This window comes from Chitinimonas violaceus, from assembly GCF_052601015.1.
The window spans coordinates 1-21,749 of sequence record NZ_JBQXDJ010000063.1 but is presented as its reverse complement, the minus strand read 5'-3'; the positions used below and the strand labels follow the sequence as shown (position 1 = coordinate 21,749).

Below are 21,749 nucleotides of genomic sequence, written 5' to 3'. Positions count from 1 at the left end.
GGTTGGAGGTCGATGAAGCACAGGCGGGCTTCGACGGTGCGGATGCCAAGGAAATCCGGGACCAGAACACCCTGGCACAGCATAGCCAGCAGCTATGGCGCCTGACGGGACTGGATGCGGCACAAGCCCAGGTAGCCGGTGACGTCATCGCCGCCCCCATGGACGACATCAGCCTGGAGGAGTGGCAGCAGCGTGCACAGGCTGGCAGCCCAGCGTTGCGTGCTGCCGAACAAACACTGGCCCTGGCCAAGATCGATGTCACGGAGAAGCGTGGTCTGCATCTGCCGGTGGTGGCCTTGTCCGCAACCTACAACGACAGCCGCAATCCCGCCAGCTTCCCGCTACGCCAGCGAGGCAGCACCCTCGGCATCAACCTGACGTTGCCAATCTACGCCGGGGGTGGTCCGAGCTCGCAATTGCGTGAAGCGATAGCACGCCAGCAGGCAGCACAGGACCGTTTACTTGGCGCCAAACGACAGCTGAGCGAAGAGATCAACAAGGCCTGGCGCAATCTGCGCAGCGGGGCTGCCTTGCTACGCGCCCAGCAACGGCTCTTGCAGTCCAGCCAGAACAAGCTCGACTCGACCCGCCTGGGTGCGAAGGTGGGGATACGTACCCACCTGGATCTGCTGCAGGCAGAGCAAGCCTATTACGACGCGCTGTCTGGCGTTGTAGGCGCCAAGCACGGTTATTTAAGTGCGCAGGTCCAGCTGGCGCAGTTGGCAGGCGTGCTGGATGAGGTGGAGCTGGTTCGGATCAATCGCGTGATTCAAAGGTGAGTGTGGATCAACGACTCGCCAAATGTATCACCCGCTTGATGATGCACCTCAAATCATCCCGATTTACCAAAACCAATCTGGCCGACATTGAGCTGATACGCACGATCTGTGAAGGATAGATGCGTCTTCAGTGAAATGAGGTCGTCAATTTGCCGAGCAGATATTTGCTTCGGCAGCTTCAGTCTGTCTTGTGAAACGCGGGCAGCCCAGTTGTTTGTCGCGTCAGTTAATGCGACGGACTCCCAACTCTATCGAGTTACCCACCAAATAATAAGGAGCAATAGATGGCAACCTACAGCGAAGCATTAAGCAGTGTAAAAGAACTGATGGATAACGATCGCACTGTTCAATCTTATGTTTCCAACCCGTCTGAAAATTGTGAAGCAGCATCAGAGTACATCAGTAACTTGCTACGACAACATGGTATCGCCTATGAGGTGAGGGCCATACAACTTTGGGAGAGTGCTGGTGATCCACTGCTCAATAATCACTACGTAGTAATCGCTAAAATTGGGCAGCATCGCATCGCTCTGGATGTGACGGCAGGCCAGTTTGCTAGGCCGCCTGAAGCTGCATCACCCATCATAGCCAGCGAGCGGATCTGGGCCGACAAACTGACGAGCTTGGGTGCATTGGCTGATCAGGCAATTCATTACCGGGACTTTGCTTCCCACGCAGAGGCAAGTACTGCCTTAGCAGCTACCGCTTCCACCACATTACTGACTGATGCTAACTGGCGAGTACTACGACCTCTCCCCAAGTGGGCTCAGGATATTGTGGACTATCCGCGTTGGGGGCGTGCTTATCAGCAGTTCCAGCAATCATTGTCCGGTCCAAGACAATTGCGGCCAAATGCCTCGCAAAAAGCAGAAAAAGAGCGTCAACTGGAATCTATCTATCAAACGGAAGTGGCTCCCTTCAAAGAAGTCGAGTCCCGTATCGATCTTAATTTGTGCCCTATACCGAAACAGCTGGTGGATCGGGAGGGGCTAAGTGAACGAGCGAGAAATATAAGGGGGGATATTGCGAATTATGACAATCTGCTCTTAGAGCTAGATCGTTATCACGCGGTAGCCAACACCTTAAATTTAGAGCAAAAAATTGCTCGCTTAAGTGACTTGGCCAAGCTAATTGGATTCGAGATCGCTGAAAACTATGGAAATGCTTGGTTTGATGCTGGACGGTTTATGACAGCATTTAGAGAAGAAGTACGGGCGTATACTATAGGGTTGCAGCGTCGAGAGCAGGCTCGTGAGGCGTTTAACTTGCGCCGTTCATGGAGGCGCCCAACTGCTATCGCACGTAGTGCACGGCGACGCAACGGTGTGGCGCAGTTATCTTATAACGAGGCGCAAGCCCAACTGACCGAGTTGATAGGAAATGACGCCACCTTACAGCAACTGCGCGCTAATCCAGCCGGCAACAGTGCTGCAGCCTCGGAACGAATTTCACAATTGTTACACGGAAGCAATATTGGCTATGAAGTCAGGGGATTGCTGCTATGGGCTAGCGCTAGCGATTTTCTGCCCTTGAAACATTATGTCGTTATAGCAAAGCTAGGGGGGCATGACATAGCCCTCGACATTTGTGCTGGCCAGTTTGCAGGTACCAGTCAAAGAGCGGAAGCCATTATCGCGAATGAGAAGAGCTGGGAAGAACAATTCTTGGCCCTTGATCAGCTACGAACCCGCGCAGTCAACTATCATGATTTCCGCTCACATGGTGTAGCGCAAGCATCACTAAATAGTGATGTGTCGCGCCATGGATTAACAGATGTGCTATGGACAGTGTTAGGTGAGCCGCCGTCATGGGCGCAAGATATTGTGAACTACCCAAGCTGGGGGAGAAAATATCTACAAGTGCAAAGGCAGCTAGCGCTAGATCAACTTAATATGCGGCGGCCAAGTACAGGGCGATCGCCAAATCTACCAGCCAGAGAGGATCAAATTGAATTGGGCAGGCTCTGGAGAGCAGAAGCTGCTGAGATGAAAGCAGTAGAAAAAGAAATCCAGGAAGGGACTCGCAGTGTTCCAAGGTGGCTCTTTACACGGCAGGAACTGATCGCCGAGGCTGGGCAGCGAGTAACCACAGTTTCTGAAGACATTCTTGCGTTCCTGGATAATTACCACAGTGAACAAGCTTCGCTCAGTCCGCAAGAGAAAATCGAACGTTTGGTAACGCTTGCGCGTCTGCTGCAAAACTATGCGAGATCAGGCCAACGCGGGGCGAGCGAATATGAACGCTTCGCCCAGGAGGCTAGAGCATACGCCATTGGTTTGCGTCGTCGTGATGGCGCACTGCGGAACGATAGGCTAAGTGGTGATGTCTGGCGGGCTCCAGCCCAACAAGCGCTGACCAGTATGGCACTTAATGCTACTGAGTCTTCCCAGGTATTGGATTATCGGCGCCAGTTGATTGTTCAACTGGATGGAGACGACAACAGCTTTTACGCTGCTAAGAATCTGTTTAGCAAACACCCACGGCATAGCGAGTGGCTGCAGTTGAATGATGGGATCAGCGGTAGTGTGCTGGGCTGGAATGAACAGACGCGCGAAGTACAAGCCATGGCCCCACTCCAATTGGATCAGGACGGGAATGTACGTATCGTGCTGGTTGGTCATGGTCGGCAGGAAAATGGTCAGACCCTGTTTGGGAATTTCAGTGCGGAGCAGTTGCAAGCGGAACTTGATGAGCTGATGGCTCGACTGCCGGAAGGCAAAATCCGCGGTATTCATCTGGATTTGTTGGGTTGTGGACTGATGGATAGGCAGTTGCCGCTGGCGGAAACATTGCCGGGCAAGTTGGGCGCGTGGTTGCTGAGTCAGGGTGATTTGATGGGAATCGGTCGAGAGAAACTGTCCTTGAGTGCACGTGAATACCCTGTTCGCGTCAATGCCCTGGGTAAAAAGGAGATTCTGAGCGAGGAATTCGGTTGGATCGGAAAGGAAGCCGCCAGATTGCATGATGTTTTGCATAAAGTTGAGTTGCGTTGGGACGCAGAGTCTGGCCAGATGGCAAAGTCTCCCTTGCAACTGGAGCCGTTACTGACTATCGGCCATGAAATCGAAAGTGTTGTGCATCACTCATCATTGAGTAGAGAGGATAGAGCCAGTCTGGTCAGCTTGCACCAGCAAGTCGGCGATCAGGTTCGGCAGTTGGTATTGGCAGAAGAGGCGCCAAGTGCAGAACATCGTGCAGCTGTTGAACTGCATGCAGTGAAAAATGTGCGTAGCGCGCTGATGGCTGAGCAGTGGGCAGCGACTGTCGCAACAGTAAAGCGCCAGCAAAGCCTGGAGGACGACTGGTTAGCGACGATACAAACGCGGGAGAGAGCAAATGGCGGTACCGAATTACGATTTGTTCAGCGTAGTACCGGCCAATCGCGTTGGTATCAAGTAGATGAAGCGGCGCGAATTAATGATATTGGTGTATTGGTCAATGATCTCTCCAGCGGCTTTGAATGGCGCGCATCTGAACAACGGTTAGTGATGCGCGCAGGCCTGGGGCAGGCTGAAGCAGCGCATAGTATGAATGCCGCATTTATGTTGCAGACATTGATGGGTGTCAATCCACGTAATTCGGGGTTGAACATCAGCGATGAACTCAGTGATGCGCTAAAAGTCCAGATCTACAGTCAATTGGCACAAAACAGTGTGGGGCTGGCAAATGATGCTACACACGTGGCTAATACAGTGCGCTCTGCCCTCGGTACAGATTTCAACTTGCTGGCCCGGGCCAGTGAAATATTGGGCCGCGCAGGACCTATCGCAGGTGCTGTGCTGGATAGCGTCAATATCGCTGCCATCATGGTGGAACTGAAGCAGACTACCGATCCGACAGCCAGAGTGGCGGTGGAAACAAAGTTGGGACTGGCTGTCGTCAGCAGTGGTGTAAACCTGGCTGTGCTTGGTGCGAGTCTGGCTGGGGCGAGTTCATTGGCGATGGGCTTGAGCGTATTGGCTACTCCGCTGGTTGGCCTTTCTGTTGGTATCCCTGCACTCGTTGACAATTACCAACGGCTACGCCAAGGTTTTGATCTCGCAGCGGAACAGTTTGAAGCCATCGCCGCCAGTATTTCGCATCCTGGTTTTCAGTTGCATGATGGGGTGTGGCAGCTCTCACCGGGAGCCGTAGTAGACCACATCAACTTCAGAACTGGGCAGCTGCATTACGGCAGCGTGGAGGTCAACGCCACCAGAGGTGGTAGTGGGCATACGGTTACTGGTGGCTGGGACCATTTCTTTGCAAGGCCTGACCCAGACACCTCTCGCTGGCTCGATGTTTATACCGGTTTGGGCCTGAATCGACAGCAGACTTTCTCAGCCAGCCGATCAAGGGTAGTGCTGTTACCGAGTGGTGTCAGCCGCCGATTGACCTTCGACTATGACCAGTTGACGGGACGTCGCCGCGCTAACGCACCGGCTTTGCGCCGCCTGCATGAACATTATGCTTCGCAATTCATCTGGGGGATGTATGCATTCCCAACAGATTGGGGAATTTATAAATTGGAGGTAGAGCTTCGTGCCACCCCGGTACGAGTAGATTTGGATTCGGCTGAAAGTACGTTGATTCTGCAAACGCTGGGTAACGCGGATGAGCGTAGGCAGTTGAGTTACATATTGAATGGATTGGGTGGCAATTACTCAGTGGTCCTGCCTGCGAATCCCCTTGCGATATCGATCGAAGCTAGTGCCAATTCACAAGAGCGGTGGCTGTTTGCCATGGATTCTGTGTTCAAGCAGCACAGCATTGAAAATGAGCACATTGTCCTGGGGGCGCTTAAACCTCAAATATTTGCCAATTTGCACATCAATGCCAATTCAATCGTCATCGGTGGGCAGACGCTGTCGTTTCAAGGCAGCCATAAACCGGCAACGCTCTTGCTAACGAACCGTATTAGCGATAATGCGACGCTGTGCTTGGATGTGGACTTGGCGCGGGGACGTTATGAGCCGACTTTATTACTTAGTGAATCGCCTGATACCGATAATTTGAGGAAGCTGCAGCAATTCTTTGCTAGCAGCGACGCAAATAGCCTGCTGCAGAATGGCCGCATCAGAATGGTCATCAACCAACAGGTTGGCGAGATAGAGATCGCCAGTGGTTTGTCTGCACTGCTTCCGTACCGGCTGGATGCGGTAGGGGCTGACGCCAGTGAGTTGGTAAACGCCAATCAATACAGCCAAAGGCTTATTCAGGCAATAAGTGCTATGCCGTCTCACACCAGTGCTCATGAGATTTCTCTGGCGCACCGTGCACCGCAAAACCAACCCATGCTTACTGCACCACAGTAGTTGTGCTTTTTGAACCTGTTTAAAGTTTGCTGCGCGTCGGCGATATAGCGTTGAGAATGCTCTCGGAATGCTCATTACTCTCAGTAGATTGCGCTTCCTAGGGCGTTCTCACTTTGTCTTGCTCGTGAGACGTTAAACAAGTGCCAAAGACCTGTTTACGATCTACCACGAGCAGCTGCGCAGCAAGATCGTATACAGGTTCTAAGCCAGACGGTTCAATTCGTATTGCGTAAAGGCGTCGTGAATCTGTTCCCGTAGCTGCTGTACTTCCCAAGGTTTGGTGATGAAGCGGAATATCGCCCCTTCGTTGATGGCCTGCAGGATGGATTCCACATCGGCATAGCTGCTCATGGCAATGCGCACCGTGTTCGGGTGCAGCGACTTCACCTTGCGCAGGAAATCTGCTCCGCTGGTGCCGGGCAAGCGTTGGTCGGCCAGGATGACGCCCACTTCGTTGATGGCCAGGATGCGTAGTGCGTCCTCGGGGCTGTCTGTATTCAGGATGTCGTAGCCATCGTTGCGCAGGTCGCGTAACAGGTAGCTGTGCATGGCGGGCGTGCTGTCCACCATGAGAATCGTGCGCGGGTTGCGGTTGAGGGAGAAATTGGGCAGCGACAGCGCACCATTCTTTTCCAACAGTTGTGTGCAGCTGCTGGCTGGCAGTGGAGGGGAATAGTAATAGCCCTGAATCTGGGCACAACCAGCCTGAAGCAGGAAGCCCAGCTGTTCGGTCTTTTCCACGCCTTCTGCAATCACCACAATGCCTAATGAAGCCGCCATGCTGATGATGGCGCGGGTGACAGAGGCATTTTCGAGGTTCAGATGCACATCCTCGACAAAGCTGCGGTCGATCTTGAGCTGATCGAATGGGTATTTGCGCAGATAGCTCAGAGACGAGTAACCGGTACCGAAGTCGTCGATGGACCATTTGAAGCCGACAGCTTTGAGGTCAGTCATGATGCGCTGGGCGAGGTCGATGTTCTTCATCAACACGCCTTCGGTCACTTCCAGTTTGATGCTGTCTGCTGGAATCATGTGGAAGCGTTGCCTCTCGACAATGTAATCGACGATGCCGTACTCCTGCAGGCTGTAGGTGGAGACGTTCAAAGCCACTTCGCCTGGGTTATGGCCGGCGGCGCGCCATTCGTTTACCTGCCGGAAGACAACGTCTATGACATATCGATCGATTTCACGTATCAGACCAGTTTCCTCGGCCACGGGGATGAATTCCAACGGCGAGATGATGCGGCCATCGTTCTGTTGCCACCGAATCAGCGATTCGAAACCACACAGGGTACTGCTGGCAAGGTCAAGTTGTGGTTGGTAGAACATCACCAACTCGTGCTGGTTGATGGCGCGACGCAGGTCCCGCTCCAGTGCCACACGCCGTTGCACCGAATCGTTCATGGTCAGCTCGAACCGGCTGATCTGGCTCTTGCCCTGTTCCTTGGCCTTGTACATGGCCGTATCGGCATTGCGCAGCAACTCGTCCACATCTTCGCCATCGGTGGGGTAGAAGCAGTAACCCACGCTGCCGGAAATGTAGAGTTCGACTTGGCCGGGCAGGGTAATCGGGTCGGTAAGCTGGGCATTGATACGCCGCAAGGTATTCTCCGCTTCCTGCTCGCTCCGGGTTTCGGGCAACAACATCACGAATTCGTCGCCTCCCAGCCGGGCGACGGTATCGTATTCACGGACGCAACTGCGAATACGGCGGGCCACTTCCACCAACAGCGCGTCGCCGACCGAATGACCGAGGCTGTCATTGACGTACTTGAAGTTGTCGAGGTCAAGGAAGGCGAGGGCGAAGCGTTGGTTATGGCGGCTGGCCTGCACAATAGCTTGACGAATGCGGTCCATCAGCAGGTTGCGGTTGGGCAGGGTGGTGAGCGTATCGAAATTGGCTTGATGTTCGAGCTCATCCTGATAGCGTTTGGCATCGGTCACATCGTTGAGTACGCCGACGTAATGGCTGATGCTGCGCGTATTGTCGAGCGTCGGGGTGACCCGCAGCTCATTCCAGAACATGGAGCCATCCTTGCGGTAATTGCGTAGCAGGGCCTTGCCTTCGGCGCCATGGAGGATGGCGCGCCGTATATTATCAAGGCCGGGCTGGTCAAGATCTTCACCCTGCAGAAAGCGACAGTTACGTCCCATTACCGCATCGCGTTTGTAGCCAGTGATGCGCTCGAATGCCTGGTTGACGTAGATGATCGGGTTATCGTCCTGACGGTTGTCGGTAATGACGATCGCATTGACGCTGGCCTCGATGGCACGGTTCCGGATGCGTAGTTCCTGGTCGATGATCTGCTGGGCGGTGATGTCCTGCTCGACCAATATCGCGCCTTGAATACGGTTGCGGTCGTCCGTCAGTGGTACTGCTGAATTGAGTAGGGTACGCTGCCGACCATCGCGCGATTCGATATGCAGCACTTCGTTAAGAATGCTGTCGCCAACCTCCAATACCCGGCTGATGGTGGTTTTGAGGGACTGTACGGCTGCGTTGCCGGCATCGCTCATTGTATTTTCTGCTTGTGTTTCCGACGCAGACACGATGAAGGGTGCACCACCATCCCAGATACGCAAGGCTTCTGGGTTATGTAGCAGGACCTTGCCGCGATTATCGGTAACCCATACGCCAATCGGCAGCGTTTCCAGCACCTTGAGCATTAATGCTTCGCTATGGCGTAGCGCAACCTCTGCGCGTTCGCGTTCAGCCATTTCCTTGCGTAGCGCGCGGGTACGTTCCTGTACTAGTGATTCCAGCCGTTCGAACAGCCGCGCGCGGGTCAGTGCGATGGCCAGTTGCTGGCCGACAGAGGTAAGTGTCTGCAATTCGGCATCAGGCCAATTTTCGCCATCGTCTCGGCCGACGTTGAGGATACCGATCAGCTCGCTGCCTAGCCAAAGCGGCGCAGTGGCATGTAGCGTGGTACTGGAGATCACCTTGCAGCTGGCGACATTGAAGGCATTGACCTGACCATCGCTACGCATTGCATGTTGGCATGGGCAGTCTTCACCAGCGGTGTTGCTAATCCGTTCGATATCTGCTTCGCTGATATCGCCGCTTGCGCCAGCATATTCCAGCTTGCCGTTCTGGCTGGGGTCGGCCAGCAGCAACCAGGCATGGCGGCTGTGAGGGAATCGGCTGACCAGTTGCAGGGCCGAGGTGATCAGCTGCTGCTCGGTCTTGGTGTCGCTCAGTTCAGACGAGAAGCGAAACAGATTGTCGAGCAGGCTATGCGATTCGGACAGTTCGACATGCTTGGCATGCAACTGGGTATTGAGCCTTACACCTTGTTCGTAGGTTGAGATCAACAAATCAAGGATCTGCTGCCGTGCAGCGGTAATGAAATGGCGCTCGCCTTCAAGGACCACCTCGACCCCGACGGAAACCCGGTCGTTTGAGCGCAGTTCGTTATTGGCCAGCAGGTAGCGCAGCCGCGAGACCAGATACTTCTCGTCGTAGGGCTTGAGGATGAAATTATCGGCACCACAAGCCAGGCCATGGACCACATCGCGCGGGTCGGCGAGGTAGGTGACCAGGATGATGGGGATGTTGTTGGTCTCTGGCCTGGCCTTGAGGTAACGGCAGAGTTCATAGCCGTCCATCTTGGGCATGACGACGTCGGCGACGATGACGGAGGGCTTTCTTTTTTCCACCTCATCGATCGCCAGCCGGCCGTTGGCAGCGATGCGTACAACGCAGCCGTGGCTCTCCAGCAGGGCACGCAACTGTTCGGCCTGAGTGACACTGTCCTCGGCAATCAAGATATCGAATCCACGCAGCATTTAACTGACCCCCCCTTCATGGATTACTGATTGTCTGTCGTCGATCACTTGGTGATCATCCGTCAATGTCCCGGTTGCAACCGGAGTATGGTTTCACCAATACCGTGCGGTGTTTGTACGAAACATGCCGCACCCAGGTTGATCGCAGCTTGCGGTATGCCATCCACCACAGCGGAAGCCGGTTTCTGTACCAGCGTGAGCGCACCCAGTGATTTGAGTCGGGCAAGGCCCTGCGCACCATCGTTACCCATGCCCGATAGCAACACGCCGACAGCATTGCCACCGAGATTGCTGGCCAGGCTTTCGAACAGCACATTGATGGCAGGACGGGTACAGAGGTGATATTCGTCCTTCGTCAACACAATGTGCAGCTCGCTATTTAGCAGCAGGTGGTGGTCATCGGGGGCGACATACAGGTGTCCGGGCTGGACAGTGTGACCCGCTTCGGCCTGGTGTACAGGCATGGTGGTTTGTTGGGACAGCCAATCGCAATAGCTGCCGGTGAACCCCGGCGTGATGTGCTGCACCAACAGCACCGGTAATGGAAAGCTGGTGGTGAATTGTGGCAGCAACTGTTTGAGCGCCTGTGGACCACCTGCGGATGCGCCAATTGCAACCACTTTGGGTGGGCGACTGCGCCAGGTTGCCAGGCTGGTTTCAATTTCCTTGTTTTCACCGTTGATCTGCATCGGCTGGTGTACACGGGTCGTACCCAGGTTACGCAGTGTGTTGATCAGGATATTTGCCTGTAGCTGAAAGTCGGGGTCGGCCGGGCTGACGGGCTTGTCCAATACCATCAGTGCGCCAGCTTCCAGGGCGCGCATGGCCATCTGCGTTCCTTGCAGGTTGGCGCTGGCGGTCACCATGGCAATCGGGGTGGGGCGTCTTTGCATGATGCGCCGGGTAGCCTCGAAGCCATCCATGTCCGGCATGTTCAGGTCCATGCTGATCAGGTCGGGCCGCAGTATGTCGAGCTGGTCGAGCGCCTCTTGCCCATTATGGGCTTCGCTGACCTGAAAGCCGCCCGACTCGAGCAGGGCCCGAAGCAGGATACGGCTGACATTGGAGTCGTCGACGATCAGTACATGCATGGTGTCTGATGTCCTCTTTCCATTAGATCAAGCGTTTGATGGTCGAGAGGACGGTGTCGGTTTCGAGCCCGCCTTTGACGAGATAGGCATTGGCGCCAACTTCTAGGCCGCGGGCCCGGTCTTCGTCCGACTGCAATGCAGTCACCAGAATCACCGGCAGATTAGCGCGTGAGTTATCGGCGCGCAACCGGGCAGTAAGCGTAAAACCATCCATGCGTGGCATTTCGATGTCGGACACCAGCAGATCGAACTGTCCTTGCCGTAGTGCATTCCATGCTTCCAACCCATCGTTGGCGGTCTGTACCGCATAGCCGGCTGTTTCCAGGAGCGCGCGCAGCAACCCACGAGAAGTAAATGAATCGTCGGCCACGAGAATGCGGCCCTGGTGTTTGGCGCGGGCCAGAGGGAGGGGAGCGCTGACGCGGATGACATCACTGACTTGCAGGCTGCTCCGATACAGATCCTGTGGGTGCAGCACAGGTACCACGGTGCCATCACCGAGCATGGTTGCCCCAAGGCAATTGCGCAACCGTTTGATCTGTTTGCCCAGGGACTTAAGCGTAATTTCCTGGTCATCCAGGAGTTCATCCACTTCCAAGGCGATCTGCTGCATGCCTTCACCGAGCAGCAGCATGTTCCGGTGGGTTTGTGGCGGGGGCGGCACGGGCAACGACAATACGGCAGCCAGATGGCGGACAGGCAGGTTCAGGTTATCGATCTGGATCGTGGTGCCATCCTCATCCTGCTTCACGGATGAAGCTGGCAGGCGCAGGCTGCGGTTGACTGCACTGGCTGGTATTGCAAAAGGTTGGTCGGCAACCTTCACCAGCACTGCGCGGAAGATGGAACGGCTGAGCGGCAGGCGCAGGGTGAAACGGCAACCCTTGCCCAGTTCGGACTGGACCGTAATATCGCCACCCAGTTGCTCCAGCGCTTCCCGCACGATGGCCAGCCCTTCGCCGCGACCGGAAATCGTGGTGATGATCTGGCTGGTGGAAAAGCCCGACGCGAAGATCAACGGAAAGAGCTGCTGGGAAGACAGGACAGGGCCACCAGCAGGCAGCAACCCCAGTTTTTCGGCCTTCTGTTGCAGTTTCTTCGGGTCAATACCTGCACCATCGTCTTCGAGCGTTAACGTGAAATGACTGGCCGAATGTTGGTTCAATTCGATATTCAAGTTACCGACAGCGGGCTTACCGGCAGCTTCCCGCTCGGCTGGGCGTTCGATGCCATGGTCAATCGCATTGCGCAACAGATGCATCAACGGTGTGCGCAAGGCATCCAGAATACGTTTGTCGACCTGCAACGGCGTATTGGGCAGCTGTAGGATTGCCTGTTTACCGATCTGTGCCGCCAGTTCGGTGACCATGGCGGGTAATTCATCCAACAGACTGCGGCACGGCAGTTGCAGCAGCGCTTCCATCTTGCGGGAATAAGATTCGCTGAGGCTGCCGAGCTCCCGGTCCAGGGTTGCACCGTTTTGATGCAGGATATGGCTTGCCGCCTGCATATCCGCCACAAGGTCCAGGCTCCAGTCCTGCCATTCAAGCAACAGGTGCAGCGAGTCGAGGTCCGGCGTCGTTCCTTCTGCCAATTGCGCCCGCAGGCGGCTGAGCATGCCTTCGTGACGCAGGCGGCGTTGCCACAGGCGCTGGAAGTTGATCTGCAAACTGCGGCTGCGGCTGCTCAGGTCATGCATTTGCAAGCGCAGTTGACGCAATGCCTCACCGTGATAGGACAGCTCGTCGAATTGCTCCGCACGGACGCGAGTGGTAGCGCCGCTACGCCTTACAGTTACCCTTTCGGTTGCCGTCGGTGGCGAAAGTGCCGCAGACATTAGCGCTGCAACCGGTGCTGGTATGGGTTCTGAACTGGCTTCAACTTCATGCTTCGGCGCTTGCTCGACCACGGGCGCGCTGGGCGGGGGTACGACGGTAAGCTGCGCAGGACCAGGCTGTTCGAGATGCTTCAGTGCTGCGCAGATTTTCTGGACCTGCTCGGTCGTCAGCTGTTCGCCTTGCAGGCAACGCTTCAGTAATTGAAGCGTGGATAGCGATACCGTTGCCATCTCGGGCAGGTACGCGCGTTTTCCATCGCGCAGCACCAGCAGCATGGATTCCCACGAGTGGCAGATTTGCTCGGGTTCATCGAGCCCTACTGCACGTGCAGCGCCTTTCAGGCTATGTACTTCGCGAAATACGGATTTTATCGATTCGGAGTCAGGTACACCGCGTTGCCAGTCGGGCAACTCGCTTTCCAGAATCGCCATGCGCTCGGCCGCTTCTTCCTGGAAGCTGGCGAGTAAGTGTTGCAACAGGGCGGCACGGTCGAGTGGCATGACGGTTCCGGTTTAAACAGTCTGCCGTGTAGGCAATTTGAATTGGCTGGCGAGACTCTTCAGTCGACCGCCAATGCCATGCAGATCGCGTGTCGACTGGTCGACCTGGTTTGCGCCGGCGGCATTGTCGTGACTGGTCTGGCGCAGGTTGTTGATTGCCATCGCAACCTGGTCCATACCGGCCAGTTGTTGCTGGCTGGTGGTGGCGATTTGTTGTGCCATGTCGCTCGATTGTTCGAGGCTCTCCGCCAATTGCCGCATGGCTTCGTCGCTGCTGCGGGCATGCTCGAAACCCAGGTCGACGGCTTTGCTGCCTTGTTCTGCCGCCATGGCGGCGCGCGTCATGGCGCGTTGCACATCGCCCAGAATGCTGCGGACCTGGGCTGTGGCCAGTTTGGATTGCTCGGCCAAGGCTTTGACCTCCAGCGCCACAACCGCAAAACCTTTGCCCGCATCGCCAGCCTTACCAGCTTCAATAGAGGCATTCACACCGAGCAGGTTGGACTGCTCGGCCAGCTCGTTGACGGTGGCGACGATTTCGCTGATGGCCTGGCTTTGTTCCCCCAATCGCAGAATGCTTTCGGCCATGGCATGCATCTGCTCGCGGACCTGGGCCATGGTGCTGAGCGACTGCGCCACCGCATCACGCCCGCTGAACGCGATCTGGCGATTGCGGTTGCTGGCGTCATTGACTTCAGAGGCACGCTTATGCGCTGTACGTGCTGTTTGTTTCACTTCTTCGATGGTGGTGGCGATTTCGGTGATTGAGGTCGCACTTTCCTGTGCGCCATCAGCCACTTTCCCGGCGGTGGTCAGTATTTCCTCACTGGCGCTGGCGATCACCACAATGCCTTCCTGCATGTCCTGGGTGAGTTGGCTCAGGCTTTCTACCATGCGTAAAAAGGATCGCCCGAGCACATCCTGGTCCGACTGAGCAGACACCAGAGTGCTCAAATCCCCCTGGGCCAGCCGTTCTGCCTGACTGGACAGCGACTTGAGGTAATTGCCCATGCGGGCAAATGCTTGGCTGAGCTCGCCGACCTCATCTTTACGTGCCGTGAATTCGATGTGTGTCGGAATATCACCAAGGCTGATTCTTTGCGCGTAGCTGGTCAGTACCTGTAAAGGCTGTGCGATGCTTCGGCTTAGCGCAAGCGATAGAGCGATTGCAAGCACCAGCAACCCACTTCCCAACCATAGGACACGCTCAAGCTGCTGGTTGATCAGGAAATTGTTGTTCCCCTCGAGTTGGCGCAGCTTTTGCGCAATTTGCTGGTCCAGCCGCGCAGTCAACTCATTCAGGCGCAATATGCGGGCACGTTGATCGGTGGTTGTGAGAATGCGAGCTTCCTCGAATTTGCCGACCGCTATCAAGGGCAGGATCTGATGGTCACGTGCTGTCACGGCTTCCCGCCAGACCTTGGTGACCTGGGTAATCAGGTCACGCAGTACCGGGTCTTCCTGTGTCAGCTCTTTCAGTCGGTTCAGTGTGGCGGAGTCCTGTTCTGAAGTCGTCTGGAAATGGGAGGTCATTTCCTTGGAGTGGCTTGAATCCTTTAGGAGGATGGCGTTTAGGATTTCAGAGCGGAAGTCGTGCATATTGAAGCGGACTTCCTTGAGCCCGGCCAGGTTATAGCCGAGCTGGTTGATCGATGCGTTATTCCTGCGGATCGACTGCAGGCTGGTCTGCGCAAGGAAAAGCAGACTGCTGAAGCCCGCCACGATCAGTGCGAAGGTCAGCACCAGCTTGGTGCGGGTACGAAGGTTCAACAACCACGTCATGGGTGGCTCCTTAGTCGATATCGTCTACACATAAGGTGGGCTCGTTCAGCATCTGGTTGCCGTCGAGTATCGTCCACTGTTGATGGCTGATACCCATGACCATGGTGCGTTGCAAGCCACCCAGGCCGGCTTGTTCGGTTTGAATCTGGCTGCGCCGCAGGTTGTTTACTCCCACGATGCGGTCAGCCAGCAGGCCAAATTCCATTTCCTCATTCCGCAATACCACCACGTGGTTGCGATCGCCCAGGTCTTGTTGGGGTAGGTTCAGTAATGCCCGTATATCCAGTACTGAGAGCATCCGGCCATGCAGATTGGTAATGCCGCGCACATAGGGCGGGGTGCCAGGCAGTGTGGTCAGCTGCTTGATGGGGAAGACGGTATCGGCATAGCCGAGTTCTATCCCGTAGGTCTTGGTCCCGAGGGTAAAAGCCAGGATGGACAGGTTTTCCGTATCGTTGTCTGAGGGCGGTTTGGCCCATTGCCGGCTACGTTCCTGGAGCAATTGGCTCTGCTTTGTTGCAGACAAAGTATCGCCCTGGGCCAACTGCTTATTCAGTTGGTCCAGCTGCTCATGCAGATTGGTCCAAAGCGAGCTGTCTACCTGGGTCATAGATTGGGCGCCTCAAGTGCCAGGCAAAGCTGGCGCAGTTGCGCCACACTCATGCCGTCGCCGAATGGCACGAGCTGGCTATCGTCCAGCTTGGCCAGAAGTTGCAGGCAGCGTGAACAAGCGCGCCTGGCCTGGGTGACCTGGTCGAGTCGCAGGTGGATTTGGGCTTCGAGGTAAGGCGCCAGTACGAAGCCAGGTTCCAGATAACTCAGTTTCTGCAACTGTTGCAGCGCAGCCGTATATTGGCCGGCAGCATCGTGGACCAACGCCAGAAGCCAGTAGGGCGCAGAAGAAAGCGGGTTGAGCTGCATTGCCTGGCGGCAGCTTGCTTCAGCCTTGGTGAGCTGACCCTGGTCCGCCAACTGCTTACTGCGCTGCAGGCAACGTTCATAGGCGCTCAGGTTGTCCTGCTCGTGTGCTGGTGGTGCGGCGTTTGCCTGGGTAGCTAATGGCCGATGGTGACGGCTTGCGTGCTTTACCGGTTTAGGTGGTGGTCGTGAAGATGAGACGACCTCGGTTTTGCCTGGTGATGGTCCAGACCGGGATGTGGCAGGCCCGATCGCATACGAGAGACCTAGCAATTCGCCATAAAAGCCGGCGTTGTTGGCAAGGCCGGCTTCTGCAGCGGATAACAGCAGGCGTCCTTCCGGTGCAAGCCGTGCCTGCAGTTGGCGCAGGACGTATTGAATGGCCGTTGGCGTGAGGTACATCAATGCATTGCGGCAAAGAATCAGGTCGAAATTGCCCTTGCCGGCGAGCTGATAGTCGACGCCAGCGAGATTATGGGTACAGAACCGGATATGGTCGCGCCAGGCAGGCGCCACCTGCCAGAACCTGCCGTCGGGTACAAAGTAACGTGCCCGCCAGGCGGCCTCGTTCTGCCGGAATGGGTATTCGCTGTAACGCCCGGTTTTCGCATGGCGGATGAAATTGGGGTTGAGGTCGGTTGCCAGCAGTTCCAACTGCCAGTTGGCGAGGTCCTCACCCAACAGTGAGTCGAGGCAGAACAACAGGGTATAGGCTTCTTCGCCCGTGCAGCAGGCTGTGTTCCAGAACCGAAGCCGCAGGTCTTTTGACTCTCTGCGCCGTTGTAACAAGGGCTGCAGAATGGTCTGACCGATCACGCCATGCGGTGTGAGGTCGCGCTGAAAGTAGGTTTCACCCACCACCAGATAGGGCAGCAGCTGGATCAATTGAGGGGTTGCATCGACGGCTGGATCTGTGCACGGGATAGTCAGTCCATCACGCTGTGCCTGAACGAGCGCAGCCTCCAGGCGTGGCATCCGGTCGTCTGAAAAATCCAGGCCCAGTACGGCAGCAATCTGTTCCACCAGTATGGGGAGGGTCTTTATGTGCTTATCCCTGAGGAGGGAGATTCGTCGCTCAATGGTTTGCATGTTGCTGCGCCAAGGCATCACTGAGTGCCAGCTCATCGCCAGCGGAGAGGAAGGACTCGATATCCTGCAGCAGATACATCCCATCCGGTGCCCGTAGTACGCCGTGCACACTCGTTTGTGCGCTTTGCAGGGTGGTGATGGGGTGTAGTTCACCTTCAATGTGGTGAACCGGTTCTGTGCGATCGACCGGCAGCAGGAGTTCACGCCGATCACTGCGCAACCATATCCAATGTGACCAGATGCCAAAGGGCTGGCGGGGCCAACCCAGGCGGGCAGCCAAGTCCAATACAGGCAGGATCATGCCTTGCAACTGGCAGATGCCTACAACGACCTCGGGAGCCTGGGGTAATGGCTGGGTGGCGAGCGCCGGCAGCACGCGTATCACCTGCTTGGCAGGTAACGCAAAGCGCCAGTCACGAAGACTGAACGGCAGTATGGTGTGTACAGCTGCCACGGGTTCCTCCCATACGCTTGAACGAGCGTAAGCACCTGTCCATGCTCTGGCTTAGCAGCTGTGATCGGGGTTGATGTGCTTCTCGAAAGCTTCATGTATCAATGTACACGTCGGTTTCTGCGCTGCGCTTTACCCTGCTGACTGCTGCCCGCGATAGAGCGTGAACAGGTTCAAATGAGTTAACAGTCCCGATAATCCCTGCTGCTAACTTCAACATTTCATCCTAGATTAGGACAAGAGCAGGCCGCCTGCTGAACCTTGTTGGTTATGCAATTACAGAATGATGATTCCCTGGCGTGCAAACCGGTAGGAGGTATGCATATGAATTGGACGGTGGGTAGAAAGATTGCCCTGGGGTATCTCACAGCCCTGGTTGCGCTGGTTTGCGTGGGGTTGATTTCCTACCGCAGTCTGGATGGCTTACTGGAAGCGAATACCTGGAAGGAGCATACGTATAGCGTGCTTGAGCAACTCGACAGGGTAGTGAGCCTGCTCAAGGATGCTGAAACCGGACAGCGCGGCTATCTGCTGGTGGCCCAGGACAATTATCTGGAGCCATACCGAGTGGCGGTGGAAAGAATAGATGAGACGCTTTCTGCCTTGCAGGCACTGACCCGCGACAACTCGGTACAGCAACAGCACCTTCTGACCTTGCAGGATGCAGTCAAAAGCAAACTGGCTGAGTTGCAGGAAACCATTGTCCTACGGCGCGAAAACGGGTTTGAAGCAGCATTGACCGTCGTCAAGACAGACCGCGGCAAACTGGCGATGGATACTATTCGGACCACATTGTCCCAGATGGATGCGGAGGAACGGCGGTTGTTGCAAATACGCGATGCGGAACAGCGTGATAAAGCCGCATTTTCGATGGGTATCGTGGCTTATGGCGTGCCTGTGGCCATCCTGCTGGCATCGCTGGTGGGTGTATTGATCACACGGAATATCTCGGCCCCCGTGGCTGAGCTGGCATGGGCTGCTGACCGTATTGCATTGGGTGACCTGAGCCCGAAATTGTCCAGTCGGCCAAGAAAGGATGAACTGGGCGCGCTGCAGCGCGCCTTCGGTGAAATGGTGGCATCGCTACGCGCCAAAGCCCAGGTAGCAACACAGATTTCACAGGGGGACTTACGCAACAAGCCTGTGCCGAAGTCCGATCAGGACGAACTGGGGCTCGCCTTTCAGAAGATGGTGGAAAATCTGCAGACCATGGTGGCGGAGTTACGCCAGGGCAATATCGTGATGGGAGACGTAGTGGATGCAGTACGCATGGGTTCCAGCCAAGTGACGGCATCTGCCGATGAGACCGCTACAGCTACGACCCAGTTGGCGACAACCATAGCCGAGCTGCGCCAGACGACGGAATTGACATCGCAAAGAATGGCCGAGGTTTCCAATAGCGCATTAAGTGTGTCGGAAGTAGCACAGAGTGGTCAGGTTGCTGTGCAAGATACCGCACAGGGTATGCAGGCTATTCAGGGCAGCATGGGGGTGGTGGCTGACAGGATTGCGCTTTTGACTGAACGCAGTGTGGCGATCAGCGATATCGTCAACTCGGTGAATGCGGTTGCCGAGCAGTCGGCCATTCTTGCTGTGAATGCCAGCATAGAGGCTGCGCACGCCGATGAGCACGGTAGTGGTTTTGCTGCCGTGGCGCAGGAAATGAAAAGCTTGGCGCTTCAGTCCAAGCAGGCGGTAATCGAGGTGCGCACTATCCTGGTTGAAATTCAGCATCTGATCAGTTCTCTGCTCACAGCAGCGGAACAGAGCAGCATGGCGGTGGATCACGGTGTGGTGCAGTCAGGTGTTGCGGGTGATGCATTGGTGCGCATGGCCGAGATATCGTCCCAGAACGCCAAAGCCGCACAACAGATTGCCGTAACCGCTATGCAGCAAGCCATTGGCGTGCAGCAGATCACGGCGGTGGTCCAGCACATCAAACAGGGTGGCACCGACAATTTGGCCAGCATGCACAATATGCAGCAGTCCACCCAGAATCTTCAGCGGATCAGCAGGCAGTTGGGCGGCATCATTGCGCGTTTTGTGGTTTAAAGGAGTGAGCTGCCTAATTTCTTGGCGCGTAGCAGTTTGGCGTCCCCCTTGGGGGGGGCGAGCAGCACATAAGTCCTGATCACAGCTGCGCAGTAGGATCGAACAGGTTCTGACGCGCAGCAGGTTGTGCTGATCAACTGCACTGCGTAGCCAGTACGTCCGGCTCAGTCACATACTTGTTGCCCTCGCCTTGTATGGCCGCAATACGCTTGTCCCGCTCCTTTTCCCACGCATCGATCGGGTAGGTCTTGGCCCATGCACACATCAATTGGCGGTCCTGCTTGCTGATCGATAAGTCGTAACGTTCGTGCATGTAAAAGAATACCCGGGCAATACGACCGCGAACTTCTTCCCTTGGTTGGGCGCGTTTGAGTTTGAAGTCCACCACGGTTTTGCATTCACCATAGATGGGCGCAGGGTTGCGTTCCCAGACGCTATAGGGGAAGTTGGACCGGTCGCCGTTCACTTCGCCAATGGCGGGTACGAGGTTGACCAGATCGCCTTCTGCGACCTGGAATACAGTGTCGTTCTCGCTGCAATTTTTTCTCCCCCCTTCTTGCCAACACTGCCGCTGGTGACCGATGGTCCAGGCCGGAACGATGTGTTCCCACTCCAGGCGACTGGCGCGGTCAGCATTTTTGCGGGGGACATAGCCGCAAGAGGCAAGGTCGATCTCTTTACCGCTGTAGTCGCAACCGCAGTAGATATCCTTCTGAAGCGTACCGGTGAAAATATTGGGCAACACCTTTTTTGCATTGGCGAAATTGCGGTGGCCTATTGCCCCCTTTCCGTAGACAAGCTCCTTCTCACCCGCATTGGATTGGGGCTTGGCAGGGATCTCTTCAGCAAGCTTGCCAGCTTGTTTTTCCAATTTGGCAAGCAGCTTACCGCCTTCGTTGAGGGCGAGGGTTTCGAGCTTTTGGACGTCTTTGTCTGAGCAGGCGACTAAGAGGGCCGTAAGTAGGAGTAGAGGTGTGCGCATGGGATTAGCCTTGTAGGCAAAAAAAAAGAGGTGATGGTGAATCTGCCGTGCAGCATTCATGTAATGCGGCTGGAGTGGTTTGGACTACCCGGGCGATTGGGCGGGCTGCGATGTTACTTGGCTGGTGCCGGTTTCAGAAGATTGGTGCTGCAGATAGTTGCTAAGCATTCCGAGGGCGTTTTCAACGCCGTATTGCTGACGTGCAGCAGACTTTGAACAAGTTCTTAGACAAACAGATAGGTAGTTGTGTGCCAAGGCAACGGGGTGGGGATACACCAATAGGCAACCATTGCTGTTGTCATAAGAATAATTGTCTAGCCAAGTTGTCCTCATTCCTACCCGAGTAACATTTAAAGAAGTCGTGATATGCAGAGCAATTCAGAAGTGAAATGGAGAAGAAACGTTATCGCGACCCTATTGGCTGCAGGCTTGTGGGGGTGTGGCGGCGGAGGGGATAGTAGCCCTGTAGGCAGCAGTACGACTACGCCACCGGGTACGACAGGTACGGTGGGTGTTACTACACCGCCGGTACAGCCAAGTTGCCCGGCGGACTATAAGCAATTTGATTCCGATGTTTACATCATTATCGGTAAATCTATTCCACTGTCGGTTGGAAATGGGCTTTTTGAATTCCGACGGAATGATTCTTCGCTTAATTCTTCACTCAAGCTGTGCTTTGGCAAGCAGCCAGAGGCTTTGGTAGATGGCAATCTTTATATTTTGAGTGACACATTCGAATTAATTGCGACAGGTAAAGATGCTTCGGTCGTTCCCGCTGAGTTTCAGAAACTGGAAGATCGCAAACTGACGATCGATTTCAAGTTGGATAAGGTGCCAACAGGGGTAAGCAGCGCGGATATGATGGGTAAGATCACGGTTTATCGCCTGAACCCGGAAACCAAGTTGCTTGAAGACTATGCCACCTTCAGTAAAGGTGCGGGTGGTATCAGCCGAGAGATCAATGGAAGTACAAAGCAGGGTTCGGTGACAGTAGCATTGAATGTACCTGGCCGTTTTGTGGTTGCGTATAAACCTTAGTGATGTCTATTAGCTGGGGGTCTGTCAGTAATTTCGTGTTCAAGGCATATCATGCTCCCAAGGAGAATGTATGCCTCGCAAACCGAAAGCCAAGCCGGTGGAATTGCCGGCAATTCCCGCCGAGCTCCTAGCTCAGTTCGGCA

General features: G+C 55.4%; 12 protein-coding genes. 4 read left to right on the top strand and 8 right to left on the bottom strand.

The window, feature by feature from the left end; all coding sequences use genetic code 11:
• The coding region (locus ACUHMQ_RS17030; protein WP_445296658.1) for a TolC family protein at positions 1-779 on the top strand (779 nt) is incomplete at its 5' end.
• A 284-nt stretch (positions 780-1,063) separates the two neighbouring features.
• Entirely contained in the window at positions 1,064-6,073 is a 5,010-nt protein-coding gene (locus ACUHMQ_RS17025; protein WP_445296657.1) for a TcdA/TcdB pore-forming domain-containing protein, read from the top strand.
• Positions 6,074-6,274: 201 nt separating this feature from the next.
• Here ACUHMQ_RS17025 and ACUHMQ_RS17020 read toward each other — a convergent pair whose 3' ends face one another.
• The 7 genes from ACUHMQ_RS17020 to ACUHMQ_RS16990 form a co-directional block, all read right to left on the bottom strand.
• Positions 6,275-9,865: an EAL domain-containing protein gene (locus tag ACUHMQ_RS17020; RefSeq protein WP_445296656.1), complete on the bottom strand. Its 3,591-nt coding sequence runs from the start codon at positions 9,863-9,865 to the stop codon at positions 6,275-6,277.
• Between the two features lie 62 nt (positions 9,866-9,927).
• The gene (locus ACUHMQ_RS17015; RefSeq protein ID WP_445296655.1) at positions 9,928-10,956 is read right to left on the bottom strand and encodes a chemotaxis protein CheB; all 1,029 of its coding nucleotides are present in this window, start codon (positions 10,954-10,956) and stop codon (positions 9,928-9,930) included.
• A 22-nt stretch (positions 10,957-10,978) separates the two neighbouring features.
• Positions 10,979-13,294, bottom strand: a complete 2,316-nt coding sequence (locus tag ACUHMQ_RS17010) for a hybrid sensor histidine kinase/response regulator (protein ID WP_445296654.1) — start codon at positions 13,292-13,294, stop codon at positions 10,979-10,981.
• A 12-nt stretch (positions 13,295-13,306) separates the two neighbouring features.
• Entirely contained in the window at positions 13,307-15,076 is a 1,770-nt protein-coding gene (locus ACUHMQ_RS17005) for a methyl-accepting chemotaxis protein (RefSeq protein WP_445296653.1), read from the bottom strand.
• A 10-nt stretch (positions 15,077-15,086) separates the two neighbouring features.
• Entirely contained in the window at positions 15,087-15,686 is a 600-nt protein-coding gene (locus ACUHMQ_RS17000) for a chemotaxis protein CheW (RefSeq protein ID WP_445296652.1), read from the bottom strand.
• Positions 15,683-17,083 (bottom strand): CheR family methyltransferase, encoded by a 1,401-nt coding sequence (locus ACUHMQ_RS16995; RefSeq protein ID WP_445296651.1) that lies wholly within the window; start codon positions 17,081-17,083, stop codon positions 15,683-15,685. Before ACUHMQ_RS16995 ends, ACUHMQ_RS17000 begins: the two co-directional genes overlap by 4 nt.
• Positions 17,070-17,537, bottom strand: coding sequence for a chemotaxis protein CheW (locus ACUHMQ_RS16990; RefSeq protein WP_445296650.1), 468 nt, complete (start codon positions 17,535-17,537; stop codon positions 17,070-17,072). Before ACUHMQ_RS16990 ends, ACUHMQ_RS16995 begins: the two co-directional genes overlap by 14 nt.
• Positions 17,538-17,858: 321 nt before the next feature.
• Between ACUHMQ_RS16990 and ACUHMQ_RS16985 the strand changes: the two genes are divergently transcribed.
• The gene (locus ACUHMQ_RS16985) at positions 17,859-19,586 is read left to right on the top strand and encodes a methyl-accepting chemotaxis protein (protein WP_445296649.1); all 1,728 of its coding nucleotides are present in this window, start codon (positions 17,859-17,861) and stop codon (positions 19,584-19,586) included.
• A 133-nt stretch (positions 19,587-19,719) separates the two neighbouring features.
• On the opposite strand, the gene ACUHMQ_RS16980 is transcribed toward ACUHMQ_RS16985, so the two are convergent.
• Positions 19,720-20,568: an endonuclease gene (locus ACUHMQ_RS16980; RefSeq protein WP_445296648.1), complete on the bottom strand. Its 849-nt coding sequence runs from the start codon at positions 20,566-20,568 to the stop codon at positions 19,720-19,722.
• Between the two features lie 366 nt (positions 20,569-20,934).
• On the opposite strand from ACUHMQ_RS16980, the gene ACUHMQ_RS16975 reads away from it, so the two are divergent.
• Positions 20,935-21,606, top strand: coding sequence for a hypothetical protein (locus ACUHMQ_RS16975; RefSeq protein WP_445296647.1), 672 nt, complete (start codon positions 20,935-20,937; stop codon positions 21,604-21,606).
• Positions 21,607-21,749 lie beyond the last annotated feature (143 nt).